The following is a 16,484-nucleotide window of genomic DNA, read 5'->3' as shown; positions in this document are numbered from 1 at the left end:
CAAGCGGAAAATGTGCTGCATTGCGACATGAATGCAAAGTTTGCGACTCGTTTTTTGCCGTTAGATGTTGAAACCTCTAGGCAAAAACCCGCTAGAGACCTGTGAATAAATTATGGCGGCGGCGTGTCGCCATTGTGTTGTGGCAGCGCTACCGTGTTCCAAACACCCGCCCGTCGATGGTGATCAGGCCGAGTGCGATCAGCACCACGCCCCCGATTTCGAACAGTTCCAGCCGTTCGCCCAGAAACAGGAATCCGAGCAGCATGGCGCTGGCCGGAACGACCAGCGTCACCAGCGAGGCGTTGGTGGCGCCGGCCGAGGCGACGAGATTGAAATAGAGGATATAAGCGAAGGCGGTGGACAAGAGCGCCAGCGCCAGCACCGCCGCCCAGACCGGGGGCGAGGCCGAGAACAGGCCGGCCGGCCCGTGGGTGAAGAGCACGATCGGGATCATGATGATGGTCGAAGCGGTCATCTGCCCGGCAGCAAGGACCGGCGAGGGCACGCCCTTGAACCGGCGGGCGACCATCAGCGCGACGGCATAGGACAGTGATGCGCCGATCAGGGCGAATTTGGCCCAGACCGGGCCGCCAAGCCCAGCAAGCAGGCCGGGACCGATCATGACCGCGGTGCCCGCGACGCCGAGACCAATGCCGGCCAGTTTGTTCCAGGAGAGCTTTTCGTCCGATGTCATCGCGTTGGCAAGGATCAGCGTCCAGAATGGCGTCGTTGCGTTGAGCACGGAGGCGACACCAGCGCCAAGCTCTGTCTGGCCGGCGAAGATCAGCGAGAAGGGCACGACGTTGTTGGTGAAGGCCAGGAGGAAGAACATGCCGGCATGGGGAAGGGCGAGGCGGAAGGAGGGGCCGCGCAGGCCGAGATAGAGCTGCAGCGCGATTGCCGCGATGGCGACGCGAAACAGCACCAGCACCAGTGGGTGAAGCTCCGCCACCGCGATGCGGGCGAAGAAGAAGGAGCCGCCCCAGATCGCGCCGAGCAGCAGCAATTGCCCCCAGTCCTTGAGGGCCATCGGCCCGCGCGGCGCTGAAGTCGCGGCTATCGCCATGTGAATCGGTCCTCCCCAAGATGGCCTGAGAGCCAGTCAGCCAGGCAGAAGCCATATCGGGTTCGGCGACAAGCGCCACCCGAAACCTGATCGATGGCAAACATCGCCATCAAAAAGATCTAGCGCCACGGCGCCAAGCGCACGAGACACAGAATTGTTTTCATTAGCCGCTAGCTTGGATTAATTGTGCACAGCCGAAGTCGAGGATTCGTCAATGCAGCGATTCGAGAATGCACGCGAAGCGGCTCTGGCGCTTCGCCCCGACGATCCTGTCTATTGCTTCCGCCCGCAGGTGCTCAAGGCCGATGCCAGGCAGTTCATGGGCATGTTCCCCGGCAAGACCGCCTATGCGGTCAAGACGAATGGCGAGCAGATCGTACTGAAGACGCTGGTCGATGCCGGCGTCACCGCTTTCGACGTCGCTTCGCCCGGCGAGTTCGCCGCCGTGCGCGCCGTCTCTCCCGATGCCGAGATGCTCTACATGCATCCGGTCAAGGCGCAGTCGGACATCAAGCTGGCGCTGGAGAAATACGGCATACGCGTCATTTCGCTCGACCATGAGGACGAGATCACCAAGCTGACACGGGTGGTGCGGGCGCTCGACATCGACCCCGGCGCGATCAGTGTTTTCGTGCGGGTGCAGACCAAGGGCCATGCGGCCTACGAGCTGTCGAAGAAGTTTGGCGCCGGGCCAGCTTATGCCGTGGAACTCGCCGAGCGGCTGAACCGCACCGGCTACAAGGTCGGCCTGTGTTTCCATGTCGGCAGTCAGATCGAGGACCCCGACACCTATGAGCGGGCGCTGGCCTCGGCCGACTGGGTGCGCAACCGGCTGACCTTCGACCTCGCCGGGCTCGATGTCGGCGGCGGCTTTCCGGCTGAATACGGGCATGACCCCAACCGCAAGCAGATCGAGATGCCGTCTCTCGGCCAGATCATGTCGCGGCTGTCCGGCGACATGAAGGAATACCAGTTCGACCAGATGCCGCTGGTGGCGGAGCCGGGCAGGGTGATCGTGGCGCGCTGCCTGTCGCTGATCGTGCGCGTGCTCCTGCGCAAGGGCAAGCGGCTCTACATCAATGACGGCATTTGGGCGTCGCTGTCGGATTCCTGGACCGGCAAGATCACGCTGCCGGCGCGCTTCATTCCCGATCCGGCGATCCGGACCCGCAATGGCGCCGAAAAGAACATCGTGCCGTTCAAGGTCTGCGGCGCGACCTGCGATTCCGTCGACATCCTGTCCAGGCCGTTCTGGCTGCCTGAAACGGTCGACACCGGCGACTGGATCGAGATCGGCCACATCGGCGCCTATTCGCTGTCGCTGAGGACCCGCTTCAACGGCTTTTATCCCGACACCTTCGTCGAGGTGGCGACACCCTTCGACGAGGGCGATGCGCCGGAAGGGTTTGCAAGTTTGGAGACGATGGCGGATTAGGGAATAGGCAATAGGCAGTTGGCAATAGGGGTGGCGGTCACCGGTTTCGAGTAACTTCTACTGCCTACTGCCTTATAATTTCCCCAGCAGCTCCGGCGTCGGCCAGCCGTCAACGGGCAGGCCCAGCCGCGTCTGCTCCTTGCGGATTGCTTCGCGCGTGTTGGTGCCCAGAATGCCGTCGACCGTGCCGACATCGTAGCCCCTGGCTTCGAGCTTGGTCTGCAACGCCTTCATCTGCTCGTTGTTGAGGCCCGGCTCGGGATTGCGCGGATCGATCGGCGGCGCGCCCGCCAGCCGTGCGGCGAGGTTGGCTGCCGTCAGCGCATAGGTGAAGGACTGGTTCCATTCGAGATAGACGTCGAAATTGTCATAGGTGAGGAAGGCGGGACCCTTGCGGCCCATGGGCAGCGCCAGTCCGGCCTTGAGGCCCTTGTCGACCAGCGGCGAGCCGTCGGGATTGGTGACGCCCCACTGCGCCCACTGCGTCAGCGGCAATTTGTTGGTGCGCCCGGTCTGGTCCCAGGGCATGTCTTCGGGAACACGGACTTCCTGGATCCAGGGTTCGTCGCGCTTCCAGCCGCGCGACAGCACCTTGTTGCCCGTGGTCATGATCACGTCGGGCACGCTGTTGCGCAGGTCGATCTTGCCGTCACCGTCGCCATCAACGCCACGGGCAAGATAGTCCGAAGGCAGGATCTGCGTCTGACCGATTTCGCCTGCCCACGCGCCCTTGACGTCGGCCGGCAGCACACCGCGATCGATCAATTCCAGAAGCGGCACGAGTTGCTGCCGGAACAGCTGCGGGCGGCGGCAATCATGCGACAGCGTCACCAGCGCGCTCAGCGTGTGGAAATCGCCCTGCACGGCGCCGAAATCGGTTTCCAGTGCCCAGAAGGCAGTGATGACAGGCGCCTGAACGCCGAACTGCTGGTCGGCGCGAGCAAAGATACCGGCGTATTTCTTCATGTTCGCCGCACCTTGCTTCAGCCGGTAGGCCGAGATCATGCGGTTGGAGAATTCGATGAAGGTCTGGGTGAAGACACCCTGGGCGCGGTCTCGCGCCAGCGCCCTCGGGTCGAAGGCGGCATCCTCCAGCGCGTCGAGGCCGACAGCGCCGACACCAGCCGCCTTGGCTTCGGCCGCCACAGCCTGCTTCCAGGTTTCGAAGTCGCCGCCGCATTCCTGCGCCATTGCCGGCAAGGCCGTGGCGCACAGCAATAGCGCCGCGAGGGCTTGGGAACGCAGTCGCATCAGCTTCCTTTCGACGCTCAGGGCTCCAGGCGACCCGGCGCGTCCGTGCGGATGCGCGTCGTCTTGGAATACCGGCGGTTGTACTCTTGGCCGCCGGCAGTGTCGAAAAGCAGGCGGCAGGCCCGGTGTCAACGGTTCTTCTGCCGTAGCCGCTTCTTAGAGTCGCCTCCGCTGCCGCGGAACAGGTGTCAACGATGCCTGCCGCAGCCCTTGTTGACGGCGGTGCGCCGTTGAACCGGTGTCAACGGGCGTTCTGCCGCAGCCACTTGTTCCAGGCGGCTTCGCTGCCGTTGAAGACGTTGATGTCGGATTTGCCGGTCATGCCCGGAACGATGCCGGTTCCGGTGTATTGCCAGAAGGTGAAGGGGTGGCCGCCATACTTCTCGCGCGGATGGCCTGCGACGGAGCGCAGCCAGTAGGGATAGCCGCGGAAGGTCGACAACTCGTTGTCGTCAAAGAAATCGACCGACGTGTAGATGATCGGCTTCTTGCCGTAATGCCGCTCGACGATCTCGAGAAAGGTGGTCATCTCCGCGCGCACCGTGGCCGCGTCCGGGCGCAGCCTGCAGGTCGGCGAGTTCGGGTTCCATTCCATGTCTAGGACCGGCGGCATGGCGGACCGATCGACGGGGACATTCTGGATGAACCAGCGCGCCTGCTGGGCCGCCGGCGTGCAGAAATAGAAAAAATGATAGGCCGCGCGTGGAACACCGGCGGCCTTTGTGCGCGCCCAGTGCTCGCTGAAATAGTCGTCGAAGCGGTCGCCGCCTTCGGTCGCCTTGATGAAGGCGAACGAAATGCCGCTCGCCCTGGCCGCGGGCCAGTCGACCGAGGTCTGATATTTGGAGACGTCGGTGCCGTGGACGGAATAGTTCCACGGTGCGCCGCTGTCCCATTCATGCGGCTTGGAATCGGCGAAGCGCGGCGCGCGCACCGCTACCGTCGAACCGCTCGACGCGGATGGCGACAGATCGTCGACGGTCGAGCAGGCGCCAAGCAGCGTCAGCACGAAAAGAGCCGCAAGACGGCGCATCACAACTCCCGAGCCGGAATCAGCCGGTCGCTGATGGGTCTGTGCATTGACGGCCGCCGACTGGTCGAGCCCCCTCCAGGCGATCGCCCCACAGCATCGCCTGGTATCTCCTTTTTTGCATGTCCCTGCCCCAGAACCGTTGCGAAGTTCGGGCGACACGCTCCCTGTGATCGCCGATCATGGTTGATAATCCGTTGACGGCGCTCGACAAGAGACCCGATTTTGCGGAAGCAATGACGGCAAATCGATGACATAAGAGCCGGGCGAAAGCCGGGGAGGCAACACATGCGGATCGTGGTCAAGTTCGTGAGATGGCTGCTTGGCCTGATCGTGCTGGCGGTCGTCGCGCTGTTTGCGTGGCTCTATATCGCGCCTCCCGAACTCATCCGTGTCGGCTCGGGCTATTCGGCCAAGATCGTCTGCTCCAATGTCTTCATTGCCGGGCGCGATGCCAAGGAGGTGCTTGCCGTCGACGTTCAGGCGCCCGGACACCCGCTGCTGCGGCTGATGCGGGTCTCGGTCGACAAGAACCGGGGCACGGTCTCCGCCGGACTGCTCGGCTTCCTCGGTAAAAGCGTCGCCGTCTCGCGCGAAGGGCTGGGCTGCGCTTCGGTTCCCGATGGGGATGTCGGCAAGGCGCGTCGCACGGCAATCCACACCGAGCCATCCCCGACCGATCAGGACGCGCTGTGGCCCGAGGGCGAGCGGGTCGATGCCTCGCAGAACCCAGAAGTCTCGAAGATCATCGGCGATGCCGCGATGGCCGGCACCGGCATGCGCGCGATCGTGGTGGTCAAGAACGGCCGTGTCGTCGCCGAACGCTATGGCGACGGCTTTTCAGCCAAGACGCCGCTGCTCGGCTGGTCGATGACCAAGACGGTGAACGCCGCTATCGTCGGCACGCTGGTCAAGGACGGCAAGATGGCGGTCGACAACAAGAGCCTGTTCGGACCGTGGAAGGCGGATGGCCGTACCGCGATCAGCCTCGCCGACATGATGGCGATGTCGAGCGGGCTGGAGTTCAACGAGGACTATGGCGACGTCGCCGACGTCACGCGCATGCTTTATCTCGAACCCGACATGGCGGGCTTTGCTGAATCAAAGCCGCTGGCGGGCGATGTGGGCAAGGCGTTCTCCTATTCGAGCGGCACGGCGGTGATGCTGTCGCGGCTATGGCAGGACGCGATCGGCGACAAGGCCAAGGCACTGACATGGCCTCGCACGGCGCTGTTCCAGCCGCTCGGCATGCACAGCGCGGTGCTCGAAACTGACGAGCAGGGCACTTTCGTAGGCTCGTCCTACCTCTATGCCACGGCGCATGACTGGGCCCGCTTCGGCCAGTTCCTGCTGCAAGGCGGGGTGTGGAACGGCAACCAGGTTCTGCCGGCCGGGTTCGTCGACTGGATGCGCGAGCCGGCGCCTGGCTCGAAAGTCTACGGCAAGGGCCAGCTGTGGATCGAGGCGCCCGGCGATGAGGAAAACCCAGGTGCGGGCGTCGCCGCCGGCCTCCCCAAGGACACCTATTGGATGGAAGGGCATGACGGGCAGACAGTCGCCATCATCCCATCGGAGCAACTGGTGGTGGTGCGGCTCGGCTTGACGCCGGCCAAGCTCAACTACCGTCCGCGGGCGATGGTAGGAGCGCTGGTGAAGGCGCTGCATTAAACCGCGCCCCATTTGTCGTGTCATCTACGCTGCTGTCGCCAAAGGCTTGGCACGATCAACGCGCGCTCGCTCGATGGGCGAATTCATGACTTGCCAAAGATCGCTACGACGCTGCACGTTCAGCCAGAAGTCCGGGCTGTTGCCAAACACCCGAGCCAGAATGAGCGCGGTCGCTGCGGTCACGTTGCGGCGGTCATTGCACAATTCGTTGACATGCTTGCGCTGAACACCCATCGCCTCGGCCAACGCCGCCTGTGTCAGGCCGAGCGGTTGCATGAATTCTTCCGTGAGGATTTCACCAACCGTTGCTGGCTTGCGCGTGGTCATCAACATATGTCACCTCACTTATAGCTATGGTCGTCGAGATAGATATCCGCCGCCTCACCGCGACCGCCGTCCCACCGGAAGATCAGCCGCCACTGATTGTTGACGCGGATTGAATGAAAGCCATCGAGATTGCCACGCAACTTCTCGAAATGATTGCTAGGCAGCACACGCAAATCCTGATCAGTCATCGCGTCATCGATCATCTGGAGTTTACGGAATAGCCGGCTTTCCAGATCGGGCGGAATGTTGCGGGAAGGGATATCTTCCACGAAGAACGCCCGCAGCCATTCGTCTCGAAATCTGACGATCACTCCGCATTTCTCCCAAGCGGAGATAATGTACCACTCCTTGGGTCAGATTGCAATCTGTTTCGGACGGGGGCCCGGGTCGCATCCTTGGAAGCGCCGGGGTGGGATATCAGGGCCGGCTGCCAACGGTGATGGCATCCCGCTCGGCAATTTACCTGATGTCAGTGGCCGAGCTTGACAATCGCAAGCCAGGCATAGCCGCGATAAAGCGTTCTGAAATGGAAGGTTGCGCCGGTTCGCTGCGATTCCGATTCAAGGACGTCCCGCAGCGATTCACGTGGCGCGACGTGGAATTTTCTCAGCCAGCCGCGCAGCAGCGAACGGAACCAGCCTGGAAGGCCCTCCTGTTGGCCGAAATCGACGATGTGCAGCGAGCCGCCGGGCGAAAGGGCGGCTAGCGCGGCCGACACCGTTTTTTCCCAGCCGGGAATCATCGACAGCGAGTACGAAACGAAGACACGGTCGAAGGCGGCCCGGCCGAACAGCGCGCCGGCGTTGAAATCCGTGGCGTCGCCCTTTGCCAGCTTGACGCGCGCGGACAGGCCCTCGCGGGCAATTGCGGCGCTGGCCGTCTCCAGCATTTCGGCCGAAATATCGAGACCAAAGAAATGCGCATCGGGATAGCGGCGGGCGGCGAGGATGATGTTGCGGCCGGTGCCGCAGCCAAGTTCCAGCACCGTGCCGCCTGCCGGCACAGCGAGCCCGTCGACAAGCCTGTCGCGTCCGAGCAGATAGTATTTGCGGGTCAGGTCGTAGATGTGGCGCTGCCAGCGGTAGACGCCGTCCATCAGTTCGGCGTGGCTGGCCGGCAGCTCCGTCGCGCTCATGCCGCGCGCTTCACATAGAGGTGGAAGCCGCCATAGATGGCCGAGCGGTCGCGGGCCGAGAATTCACGTGACGCCTCGCTCTGGTAGTCCCACTGGTCGAGCAGCGAGGTGGAGACGCGGCCCGGAAGCAGGGTGGGCTCGGCGGCGGTGCGGAAGATGACGCGGGCGCCGGCCGATGCGGTGCGGGTGATCTCCGACCACAGCGCATTGAGCTGATCATCGGTCATCCAGTCCTGTGCGTCGAGCAGGATGAAGCGGTCGACCGCGCCGGCATCCTTGGCGGCGAGGAACTCGATCAGATTGGCGTGGTGGATGGCGACGCGGTCGATATTGCCGCGAATAGTCTCGTAGTTCTGCTTTTCCAGATACGCGGGCAGGGCGGCTTCACCGGGATTCGGATAGCGCCGGGCGAACGCCTGCCAGGCGAAGTAGTTGTTTTCCAGAGGGAAATCGCAGGCGAGCTTTTCCAGCCGGGCCTTCAGCACGCTGGCCATGGTGCCGTCGCCTGATGTGATCAGGGAATCGTACTGCGCCGGCGGAATGCCGAGGCCGAAAAGCGAGGCCTTGCGCGAGGTCGCCCATTTCAGAAGCTTCTTGTCGAAGACCGGAGCCAATTCCTCGTTGAAGAAGCGGCGCTGTTCGCCAATGTTCCTGGCTTCCATCATGCGGGCCGGGTTGACGCCGAAGAACTTCGCCGTGCGGTGGCCCATGGCGATGAACAGGCCGAGCAGGCCGGTCTGGTAGAAATTGCGGTCGAAGACGGCGATGCGCCTGATACCGCGCCAGTTGCGGCGCTCCCAGTAATGGCGGCTGACCGGATCGAGATGCGGCGCGATGAAACGGTCGTAGGCTTCCGAATTATGGCTTGTGTCGGCCGCGCCGAAGAAGCGGAACAGGTCGCCCTGCGAGGGCAGGCGGCGCACCGCCTCCAGCTTCATGCGGTTCAGCGCGATGTGCGCGGCGTTGAGGTCGACCGCGTCGACCGTTGCTGGCGAGCGCGTGAGGTAAGCCAGGATGTTGCAGCCGCCCGAGGCGATGGTAACGACGCGGTGGCCTTCGCCAAGCTGCATGGCCTCCATATCGACATCCGGGTCTTCCCAGATCTGCGGATAGACGAGGCCGGAGAAGAGGAAGGCGAACAGCCGTTCGGAGATGCCGGCTTTCGAAAGCGGGCGGTTCTGGTAGACGGCTTTTCCAACTTCCTTGCCGCGCCGAAAAACCAGATCTGCGGAAACGTCCGTCATGGCAAAGTGATTCCCCATTTGCTTTGGCGCAAGCGGGTAGCGCAGGGTCATGACAGGCCGGTGACAGTCTGTTGACGCCTTCTTTACAGCTTTCCGAACCCGCCCGGCGTCGGCGTCGTCAGGATGACGGCGTCGCCCGCGTCGAGCACGGTCTGGTCGCAGGCTTTGAGCACGTCGATTGCGCCGTCCTTGCGACGGACCTTGGTCGAGCCGACCTCGCCGTCGCCGCCACCGTCCAGGCCCTGCGGCGGACGGTTGCGGTGTGATGACAGGATCGCGCATTCCATCGTCTCGAGGAAGCGGATCGTGCGTCTGGTGCCGTCGCCGGCGTTCCATTTGCCTTTGCCGCCGGAACCTTCGCGGATATGGAAATCCTCCAGCACCACGGGAAAGCGCAGTTCCAGAACCTCAGGATCGGTGAGGCGCGAATTGGTCATATGGGTGTGGACGCCTGAGGTGCCGGCAAAGCCGCGGCCAGAGTTCATGTGCCCGGCCGGCGAGCCGGAGCAGATCGTCTCGTAGTACTGGTACTGCTTGTTGCCAAAGGTCAGGTTATTCATCGTGCCTTGCGCATTGGCCATCGCGCCCATGGCGCCGAACAGCGCGTTGGTGACATGCTGCGAGGTCTCGACATTGCCGGCGACGACGGCGGCGGGGTAGGTGGGCTTCAGCATGCAGCCATCGGGAATGACGATGTTGATCGGCCTGAGGCACCCGGCATTCATCGGGATCATGTCCTCGACCATGACGCGGAAGGCGTAGAGCACAGCGGCACGGGCGACCGGTTCGGGCGCATTGAAGTTGTTCTTCATCACTGGCGACGTGCCGGTGAAGTCGACGGTCGCCTCGCGCTTCTGCCGGTCGACCGATATCTTCACCTTGATGACCTGGCCGGTGTCAGTCGGGTATTCATATTGCGACGTATCGGGCAACCGCTCGATCACCCGCCGCACGCTCTCGGCGGCGTTATCCTGGACGTGGCCCATATAGGCCTCGACGACATCGAGGCCGAAATGCGCGACCATCTTGCGCAGTTCGGCGACGCCTTTCTCGTTGGCGGCGATCTGCGCCTTCAGGTCGGCAATGTTCTGGTGTGGGTTGCGGGCCGGGTAACGGTGGTCGGTCAGCAGCGCCTGCAATTCCTTCTCGCGGAATTTTCCGCGGTCAACGATGCGGAAATTGTCGAACAGCACACCTTCCTCGTCGACCGTTATGGCAAGCGGTGTCATCGAGCCGGGAGCGGTGCCGCCGATATCGGCGTGATGACCGCGCGAGGCCGCCCAGAAAAGGATACTCCTTTGGGTGTCGTCAAAGACCGGCGTCACCACGGTGATGTCGGGAAGATGTGTGCCGCCATTATAGGGGGCGTTCAGGGCAAAGACATCGCCAGGACGGATGTCGCCGGAGTTCAGCCGGATGATGGTTTCGACCGAGCGATCCATCGAGCCGAGGTGCACCGGCATATGCGGCGCGTTGGCGACCAGCGCCCCGGTGTGGTCGAAGACGGCACAGGAAAAATCCAGCCTTTCCTTGATGTTGACGGAGTACGCGGTGTTCTGCAGCGTCACGCCCATCTGCTCGGCGATGGACATGAACAAATTGTTGAAAACTTCCAGCATCACCGGATCGGCTTCGGTGCCGAGGGCAGCGGCGCGCGCTTTCCGTTCGGTGCGGCGGATCACGACGTGATTGAGGTTGGTGATTTCAGCCTGCCAGCCCGGTTCAACGACGATGGTCTGGTTCGGTTCGATGATCAGGGCGGGGCCTGCCACCCGATCCGACGGGCGCAGATTTTCGCGACGGTGGACGCCAGCTTCATGCCATCGGCCTTCCGTATAGATGCGCCGGGTTTGGGAAGCGCCGATCTTATCCTTCGCAGGTCCGGCGGGTGCATGGGCTTCGGCGCTGTTTTCGGCGATTTCGGTGCCTTCGACGCCGACCGTCTCGACGATCATCGGCTTATGGTCATAGACGAAGCCGAATTGCGCCTTGTGGGCGATTTCGAAATCGCGCTTGGCCTGGAAAATCGAGCCGCTTTCGAAATTCACCGGCAGCGTCGTATCGGTGCCGTCATAGCGAATGTGCAGCACGGGCCTGGTGGCAACCGCATCCTCGGCGATGCCTTGCGCGGCGAGTTCGGCAATAACGGCTTTTCTCAACGTTGCGATGAGACCGCTGACCTCTGTCCTGGAGTCCTCGGCAAGTGGCTTGAGCAGCGCCTGCTGGCGCGAGGCAAAGACCGACGCCAGGCCAATGCCATAGGCTGATAGAAGGCCGGAGAAAGGATGGATCAGCACGGCTTCCATGCCAAGCGCGTCGGCGACCAGGCAAGCGTGCTGGCCACCGGCGCCACCGAAGCAGTTCAGGAGATATTCGGTGACATCGTAGCCGCGCTGCACCGAAATCTTCTTGATGGCATTGGCCATGTTTTCGACGGCAATGGTGATGAAACCCTCGGCAACCGCTTCCGGCGAACGGCCGTCGACGATTTCGGCGGCAAGTGCCTCGAATTTCGCGCGCACCGTTTCCAGATCGAGCGGCTGGTCCTGGCCGGGGCCGAAGATCGACGGGAAGAAATCGGGCTGCAGCTTGCCGAGCATGACGTTGGCGTCGGTGACGGCCAGCGGGCCGCCGCGCCGGTAGGCGGCGGGGCCTGGATTGGCGCCCGCGGAGTCCGGTCCGGCGCGAAAACGGCCGGCTTCGTAGTGCAGGACCGAGCCACCGCCGGCGGCGACGGTGTGGATGCGCATCATCGGAGCGCGAACGCGCACGCCGGCCACCTCGGTGTCGAAGGCGCGCTCGTACTCGCCATCATAGTGGGCGACGTCGGTGGAGGTGCCGCCCATGTCGAAGCCGATGACCTTGTCGAAGCCGGCGAGCTTCGCCGTCTCGACCATGCCGACTACGCCGCCGGCGGGACCCGACAGCAGGGCGTCCTTGCCCTGGAACATGTCGGCGGCGGTGAGGCCGCCCGACGACATCATGAACATGAGGCGGGGGCCTTCCCTCTCCCTCGAGGAGAGGGTGGCGGTAAAGCCGCCGGGTGGGGTCGGTTCGACTGGACGCGACGCTCTAGCGGTAGCTTCTGAGATGACCCCCTCTGCGGGCTTTGCCGACGTCTCCCGCTCGAGCGGGGAGAGGGCGTCGAGTTCTCCCGCAACCTTTTGCACATAGCGCGACAGGATGGGAGACAGATAGGCATCGACCACGGTGGTATCGCCGCGGCCAACCAGCTTGATCAGCGGCGAGACTTCGTGGCTGACCGAGACCTGGCTGAAGCCAAGCTTGCGGCAGACCTTCGCCACCGCTTTCTCGTGATCGGGGTATTTCCAGGCATGCATGAAGACGATCGCCACGGCGTCGATGCCATCGGCTTTCGCCTGCTCTATCGCCGGACGGCAGGCGGCGATGTCGAGCAGCCGTTCGACGCAGCCATCGGCGAGCACGCGCTCGTCGATCTCGAGGACGCGCTCATAGAGCTGTTCGGGAAGGATTATCTCCTTGGCGAAAATGTCGGGCCGCGCCTGGTAGGCGATCCTGAGCGCATCGCGAAACCCCTTTGTAATGAGCAAGAGCACGCGGTCGCCCTTGCGTTCCAGAAGCGCGTTGGTGGCCACGGTAGTGCCCATCTTGATGTCGCCGATCGAGCCCGATGGGATAACAGCGCGCGTTTCGAGTCCGAGCAGATCGCGGATGCCCTGGATGGCGGCATCGGCATAGGCTTCAGGGTTCTCCGAAAGGAGCTTGCGCGGATGCAGCCCACCCTGCGGGTCGCGGCCGATGATATCGGTGAAGGTGCCGCCGCGATCGATCCAGAAATCCCATTTCCCGGCCATGGCGACTCTCCCCGGCATTTTCGTTCCTATCTGTTGTTAATCTGCCTCGACGCCCACAGCAACGCCGCCCGCATGCCGTTGCTGTTACACGCGGAAACGCAACGTTACGAAACTCATGGCCGTGTGATGCATTTCCACTGCGACCGTTCACCGCAACGTGAGCGTGTGTTGAAGGAGAGATGTCATGAAAAAGCTCATTCTTGCTTCTGTGTCCGCTCTTGCCTTGCTGGGCGTTGCGGCCTGCAGCGACAGTGGCACCGACAAGACCACCACCCAGAGCACCAATCCGCCGCCTGCCGAGCAGCCCATGAAGCCTGCGGCTCCGGCCGATAAATCGACCAAGCCCGCCGAGCCGGCTCCGGCAACGCCTGCTCCTGCGCCCGCGCAGTAGTTCGTTAGGCAGTAAAAGTGTTTTGGAGGAAGGGCCGGCGTCTCGTCGGCCTTTTCTCCGTCAGGCACTCATGGACCGGCAAATGCCCGTCGTTCACAAGCAGGGTCATGGCCGTTATTGGCTTGATAGCGGGGACCGGTTCGCTTTAAGAAACGGCCATGTCGATTTGGGACCGCCTCGGCGACTTCATCACACGGGTATCGTCGTCAGCCTCGTCGGGCGTTGCCGACGTCGTCGAAGCCGTGCGCACGGTTTTCTCCGGGGATGCGGACCTGCGCCGACGCATTGCCTTCTCGGTGGCGATGATCGCGCTTTCGGCAAAGATGGCCAAGGCCGACGGCATCGTCACCCAGGATGAGGTACGGGCCTTCCAGGAGATATTCGAAGTTCCGCCAAAGGAGACGCGCAACGTTGCGCGGCTCTATGACTTGGCCAAGCAAGACGTTGCCGGCTTCGAAACCTATGCCGAACGTATGGCCCAACTTTGCGGCTCCGGCCATTCGAACTGCGCAATGCTGGAAGACATACTCGACGGCCTGTTCCACATCGCCAAGGCCGACGGGCTGATCCATGAGCGCGAAGGCCAGTTCCTGCACCGCATCGCCGAGATTTTCCGCATCGACGAGGCGCATTACGAGTCGATCCTGGCCCGCCACGTCAATCTCGGCGCCGCCGACCCCTATGTTGTGCTCGGTATCGAGCGCGGCAAGCCGCTCGAGGAAGTCAGGAAGCGGTATCGCAAGCTGGTTTCCGACAACCATCCCGATCGGCTGATCGCGCGCGGCCTGCCGCAGGAATTCATCAAGATCGCCACGACCAGGGTCGCGGCGATCAACGCCGCCTATGAGATGATCGAGCGGGGCCTGCGGCACGCATGAGTGGCTTCCTGCCCGACGAGCCGAGCGCGGAGGTCAGGGTATCGCCGAATTTCGGGCCAAGGCGCAACACGCTGAAGCCCGACATGATCGTGCTGCACTATACCGGCATGGCGACAGGGGCCGGCGCGGAAGCCTGGCTGTGCGACCCGGCGAGCGAGGTTTCCTCGCACTATCTCGTCCATGAGAATGGCCACATCGTGCAGATGGTCAGGGAAAGCGACCGCGCCTGGCACGCCGGCAAGAGTTCCTGGTTCGGACGCACCGACATCAACTCCTGCTCGGTCGGCATCGAGATCGTCAATCCAGGGCACTCGCTGGGATATCCCGGTTTTCCCCGGGGTCAGATCGACGCGGTCATCGGCCTATGCCGGGGGATCATCAGCCGCCATGCGATCGCCGCCGAGCGGGTGCTGGCGCATTCCGATGTGGCGCCGGGTCGCAAGATCGATCCGGGTGAGAAGTTTCCCTGGGCGGTGCTGTTCGAGGCCGGTGTCGGCCATCTGGTGCCGGCCGCGCCTGTAAGACGCGGAGCGGCGCTGAAGCCCGGCGACAGCGGGGCTGATGTCGAGGCGCTGCAGTCGATGCTGGCGCTCTATGGCTACGGCGTTGAGATATCAGGCACTTTTGACCATCAGACACAGAACGTCATCGAGGCTTTCCAGCGGCATTTTCGGCCGCGCCGGATCGATGGGACGGCAGACGGGTCGACCATGCGCACGCTGGAAAGGCTGCTCGCTTCCATCCGGGACTGACCCTAGGTCAAGGCGCCGTCCAAGTAATCCTTTTCGCCGTTAGGTTACAAACTGTCACTCAAAGTGACTTGCCCCGCCTTCATTGCCGCCAATTCAGGCTTCAAAGGGCAATTCGTACAGTTTGTCGGACGCGTATCCCCCCGGATGTTCCGATATTGATCAAGCAATCCCGCGCGAAAATCTTCGCGTGGTCCAGACAGAACAGGATCCCATGCAGAAATTGACCGTTGTAACGGCAGCTCTTGCTGCCGGCGTAATGACTTTTGCCTTCAGTGCGGCGAACGCCGCGCCGGTAAGCCCACGGGCCGATCAGGGGCTCGTCGCGGTGAGTGCCAAGGGCAAGGTCATTTCGGCCAAAAGCAGCAAGAGCACCAAGGCGGCGACGAAGCAGGCTTCGGCGAAGGTGGAAAAGGCAAGCTGGTCCAAGGCGAAAAAATCCGCAGCCAAAAGGCAGGCCAAGCCTAGCCGCAAGACCATCGACATGACGACGACGGCATCGATCGGACTGAGGAATGTCGCTGCGTCGACCGCGGCGGTGGCCAGTGGCGGCCAGTATTCCGCGATCGTTGCCCGCTATGCGGCGAGCTACGGCGTTCCTGTTTCACTGGCTCAAGCCGTCATCAAGATCGAGAGCAACTACCGGCCGGACATGGTCGGCAGCGCCGGCGAGATCGGCCTGATGCAGATCAAGCCGGCAACGGCGCGGATGATGGGCTATAACGGCTCTGCCAAGGGGCTGTTCGATCCCGACACCAACATCAAATACGGCATGAAGTATCTCGCCATGGCGCGGGATCTCGGCGGCGGCACCACTTGCGGCACGATCCTGAAATACAATGCGGGCCACGGCGCGACCCGGATGAACCCGGTGTCGGCGGCTTATTGCAGCAAGGTCAAGGTGCAGTTGGCCGCTGTTGGGGCGCCCGCATGAGAAGAACTGGCCGCAACCGGCTTTTTCGGTTGCGTTTTGCCGGCTGAACCCCTTTATACGCCCTGCCAGCTGGCTGGGCGGCCGCACCCGCAAGCGCCGAAAGGCCGCGGGTGAGGAAAGTCCGGGCTCCATGGAGACACGGTGCCGGTTAATGGCCGGCGGGGGCGACCCCAGGGAAAGTGCCACAGAAAGCAAACCGCCACGATTTATCGTGGCAAGGGTGAAAGGGTGGGGTAAGAGCCCACCGCGCGACTGGCAACAGGAGCGGCACGGTAAACCCCACCGGGAGCAAGACCGAATAGGGGCGGTGCGGGGGAAAACCCTCGAGGGCTGTTTCCGGCTCACCGTCCGGGTAGGTTGCGTGAGGCGCATGGCAATATGCGTCCAAGATGAATGGCCGCCACGTTCTCGTCCCGCAAGGGGCGAGGGCCATACAGAACCCGGCTTACAGGCCGGCTGGCAGTTTCTCCCCGAGAAACCCTTTGAGATCAGCAGGTTGCGCTCTCCGGCGCGCCTGGCGATTCAGGTTTTGCCGCCTCG

At 63.0% G+C, this 16,484-nt stretch carries 14 protein-coding genes and 1 other RNA gene; 7 read left to right on the top strand and 8 right to left on the bottom strand.

Annotated features, from left to right (window positions below):
- Nucleotides 1-148: 148 nt before the first annotated feature.
- Nucleotides 149-1,066: a DMT family transporter gene (locus FJ934_RS06895; RefSeq protein ID WP_140608087.1), complete on the bottom strand. Its 918-nt coding sequence runs from the start codon at nucleotides 1,064-1,066 to the stop codon at nucleotides 149-151.
- A gap of 214 nt (nucleotides 1,067-1,280) precedes the next feature.
- Here FJ934_RS06895 and FJ934_RS06890 point away from each other — a divergent pair, with 214 nt between their 5' ends.
- Entirely contained in the window at nucleotides 1,281-2,501 is a 1,221-nt protein-coding gene (locus tag FJ934_RS06890; protein WP_140608085.1) for an alanine racemase, read from the top strand.
- 72 nt (nucleotides 2,502-2,573) lie between these two features.
- Here the strand turns inward: FJ934_RS06890 and FJ934_RS06885 are convergent, their stop codons facing one another.
- Together FJ934_RS06885 and FJ934_RS06880 are read right to left on the bottom strand one after the other, a co-directional pair.
- A complete protein-coding gene (locus FJ934_RS06885; protein ID WP_140608083.1) occupies nucleotides 2,574-3,752 on the bottom strand; it encodes a lytic murein transglycosylase in 1,179 nt (392 codons plus the stop codon).
- A gap of 241 nt (nucleotides 3,753-3,993) precedes the next feature.
- The gene (locus FJ934_RS06880) at nucleotides 3,994-4,785 is read right to left on the bottom strand and encodes a GH25 family lysozyme (protein ID WP_140608081.1); all 792 of its coding nucleotides are present in this window, start codon (nucleotides 4,783-4,785) and stop codon (nucleotides 3,994-3,996) included.
- A 285-nt stretch (nucleotides 4,786-5,070) separates the two neighbouring features.
- On the opposite strand from FJ934_RS06880, the gene FJ934_RS06875 reads away from it, so the two are divergent.
- The gene (locus FJ934_RS06875) at nucleotides 5,071-6,450 is read left to right on the top strand and encodes a serine hydrolase (protein ID WP_140608079.1); all 1,380 of its coding nucleotides are present in this window, start codon (nucleotides 5,071-5,073) and stop codon (nucleotides 6,448-6,450) included.
- 24 nt (nucleotides 6,451-6,474) lie between these two features.
- On the opposite strand, the gene FJ934_RS06870 is transcribed toward FJ934_RS06875, so the two are convergent.
- The 5 genes from FJ934_RS06870 to FJ934_RS06850 all read right to left on the bottom strand — a co-directional run bounded on the left by FJ934_RS06870 (nucleotide 6,475) and on the right by FJ934_RS06850 (nucleotide 12,992).
- Entirely contained in the window at nucleotides 6,475-6,783 is a 309-nt protein-coding gene (locus FJ934_RS06870; protein WP_140608077.1) for a HigA family addiction module antitoxin, read from the bottom strand.
- Nucleotides 6,784-6,791: 8 nt separating this feature from the next.
- Nucleotides 6,792-7,088: a type II toxin-antitoxin system RelE/ParE family toxin gene (locus tag FJ934_RS06865; protein ID WP_140608075.1), complete on the bottom strand. Its 297-nt coding sequence runs from the start codon at nucleotides 7,086-7,088 to the stop codon at nucleotides 6,792-6,794.
- Between the two features lie 158 nt (nucleotides 7,089-7,246).
- Nucleotides 7,247-7,912: a class I SAM-dependent methyltransferase gene (locus tag FJ934_RS06860; RefSeq protein ID WP_140608073.1), complete on the bottom strand. Its 666-nt coding sequence runs from the start codon at nucleotides 7,910-7,912 to the stop codon at nucleotides 7,247-7,249.
- Complete coding sequence (locus FJ934_RS06855) at nucleotides 7,909-9,207, bottom strand: DUF3419 family protein (RefSeq protein WP_140608071.1); 1,299 nt, start codon at nucleotides 9,205-9,207, stop codon at nucleotides 7,909-7,911. Before FJ934_RS06855 ends, FJ934_RS06860 begins: the two co-directional genes overlap by 4 nt.
- Before the next feature lie 32 nt (nucleotides 9,208-9,239).
- Nucleotides 9,240-12,992 carry a hydantoinase B/oxoprolinase family protein gene (locus tag FJ934_RS06850; protein ID WP_140608069.1) on the bottom strand — a complete coding sequence of 1,251 codons (3,753 nt, stop codon included), beginning with the start codon at nucleotides 12,990-12,992 and terminating at the stop codon, nucleotides 9,240-9,242.
- A 184-nt stretch (nucleotides 12,993-13,176) separates the two neighbouring features.
- Between FJ934_RS06850 and FJ934_RS06845 the strand changes: the two genes are divergently transcribed.
- The 5 genes from FJ934_RS06845 to rnpB all read left to right on the top strand — a co-directional run bounded on the left by FJ934_RS06845 (nucleotide 13,177) and on the right by rnpB (nucleotide 16,408).
- Complete coding sequence (locus tag FJ934_RS06845) at nucleotides 13,177-13,383, top strand: hypothetical protein (protein WP_140608067.1); 207 nt, start codon at nucleotides 13,177-13,179, stop codon at nucleotides 13,381-13,383.
- Nucleotides 13,384-13,541: 158 nt separating this feature from the next.
- Nucleotides 13,542-14,261: a DnaJ family molecular chaperone gene (locus tag FJ934_RS06840; RefSeq protein WP_140608065.1), complete on the top strand. Its 720-nt coding sequence runs from the start codon at nucleotides 13,542-13,544 to the stop codon at nucleotides 14,259-14,261.
- On the top strand, nucleotides 14,258-15,013 hold the full coding sequence (locus FJ934_RS06835; protein ID WP_140608063.1) for an N-acetylmuramoyl-L-alanine amidase: 756 nt from the start codon (nucleotides 14,258-14,260) through the stop codon (nucleotides 15,011-15,013). The genes FJ934_RS06840 and FJ934_RS06835 overlap by 4 nt, the downstream gene beginning before the upstream one ends.
- A 211-nt stretch (nucleotides 15,014-15,224) precedes the next feature.
- A complete protein-coding gene (locus FJ934_RS06830; protein WP_140608061.1) occupies nucleotides 15,225-15,944 on the top strand; it encodes a lytic transglycosylase domain-containing protein in 720 nt (239 codons plus the stop codon).
- Between the two features lie 65 nt (nucleotides 15,945-16,009).
- Nucleotides 16,010-16,408, top strand: an RNA gene (rnpB, locus tag FJ934_RS06825) — RNase P RNA component class A.
- The last annotated feature ends 76 nt before the right edge of the window (nucleotides 16,409-16,484 follow it).

The organism is Mesorhizobium sp. B2-4-12, from assembly GCF_006441575.1.
Taxonomy (GTDB): domain Bacteria; phylum Pseudomonadota; class Alphaproteobacteria; order Rhizobiales; family Rhizobiaceae; genus Mesorhizobium.
This window is presented reverse-complemented; position numbering and strand designations above follow the sequence as displayed.

Excerpts from the sequence above, each read along its gene's own strand:
- FJ934_RS06895 (WP_140608087.1), bottom strand. The coding sequence starts at position 1,066 with ATGGCGATAGCCGCGACTTCAGCGCCGCGCGGGCCGATGGCCCTCAAG.
- FJ934_RS06835 (WP_140608063.1), top strand. The coding sequence starts at position 14,258 with ATGAGTGGCTTCCTGCCCGACGAGCCGAGCGCGGAGGTCAGGGTATCG.
- FJ934_RS06845 (WP_140608067.1), top strand. The coding sequence starts at position 13,177 with ATGAAAAAGCTCATTCTTGCTTCTGTGTCCGCTCTTGCCTTGCTGGGC.
- FJ934_RS06855 (WP_140608071.1), bottom strand. The coding sequence starts at position 9,207 with ATGACCCTGCGCTACCCGCTTGCGCCAAAGCAAATGGGGAATCACTTT.
- FJ934_RS06840 (WP_140608065.1), top strand. The coding sequence starts at position 13,542 with ATGTCGATTTGGGACCGCCTCGGCGACTTCATCACACGGGTATCGTCG.
- FJ934_RS06880 (WP_140608081.1), bottom strand. The coding sequence starts at position 4,785 with ATGCGCCGTCTTGCGGCTCTTTTCGTGCTGACGCTGCTTGGCGCCTGC.
- FJ934_RS06890 (WP_140608085.1), top strand. The coding sequence starts at position 1,281 with ATGCAGCGATTCGAGAATGCACGCGAAGCGGCTCTGGCGCTTCGCCCC.
- FJ934_RS06870 (WP_140608077.1), bottom strand. The coding sequence starts at position 6,783 with ATGTTGATGACCACGCGCAAGCCAGCAACGGTTGGTGAAATCCTCACG.
- FJ934_RS06875 (WP_140608079.1), top strand. The coding sequence starts at position 5,071 with ATGCGGATCGTGGTCAAGTTCGTGAGATGGCTGCTTGGCCTGATCGTG.
- FJ934_RS06850 (WP_140608069.1), bottom strand. The coding sequence starts at position 12,992 with ATGGCCGGGAAATGGGATTTCTGGATCGATCGCGGCGGCACCTTCACC.
- FJ934_RS06830 (WP_140608061.1), top strand. The coding sequence starts at position 15,225 with ATGCAGAAATTGACCGTTGTAACGGCAGCTCTTGCTGCCGGCGTAATG.
- FJ934_RS06885 (WP_140608083.1), bottom strand. The coding sequence starts at position 3,752 with ATGCGACTGCGTTCCCAAGCCCTCGCGGCGCTATTGCTGTGCGCCACG.
- FJ934_RS06860 (WP_140608073.1), bottom strand. The coding sequence starts at position 7,912 with ATGAGCGCGACGGAGCTGCCGGCCAGCCACGCCGAACTGATGGACGGC.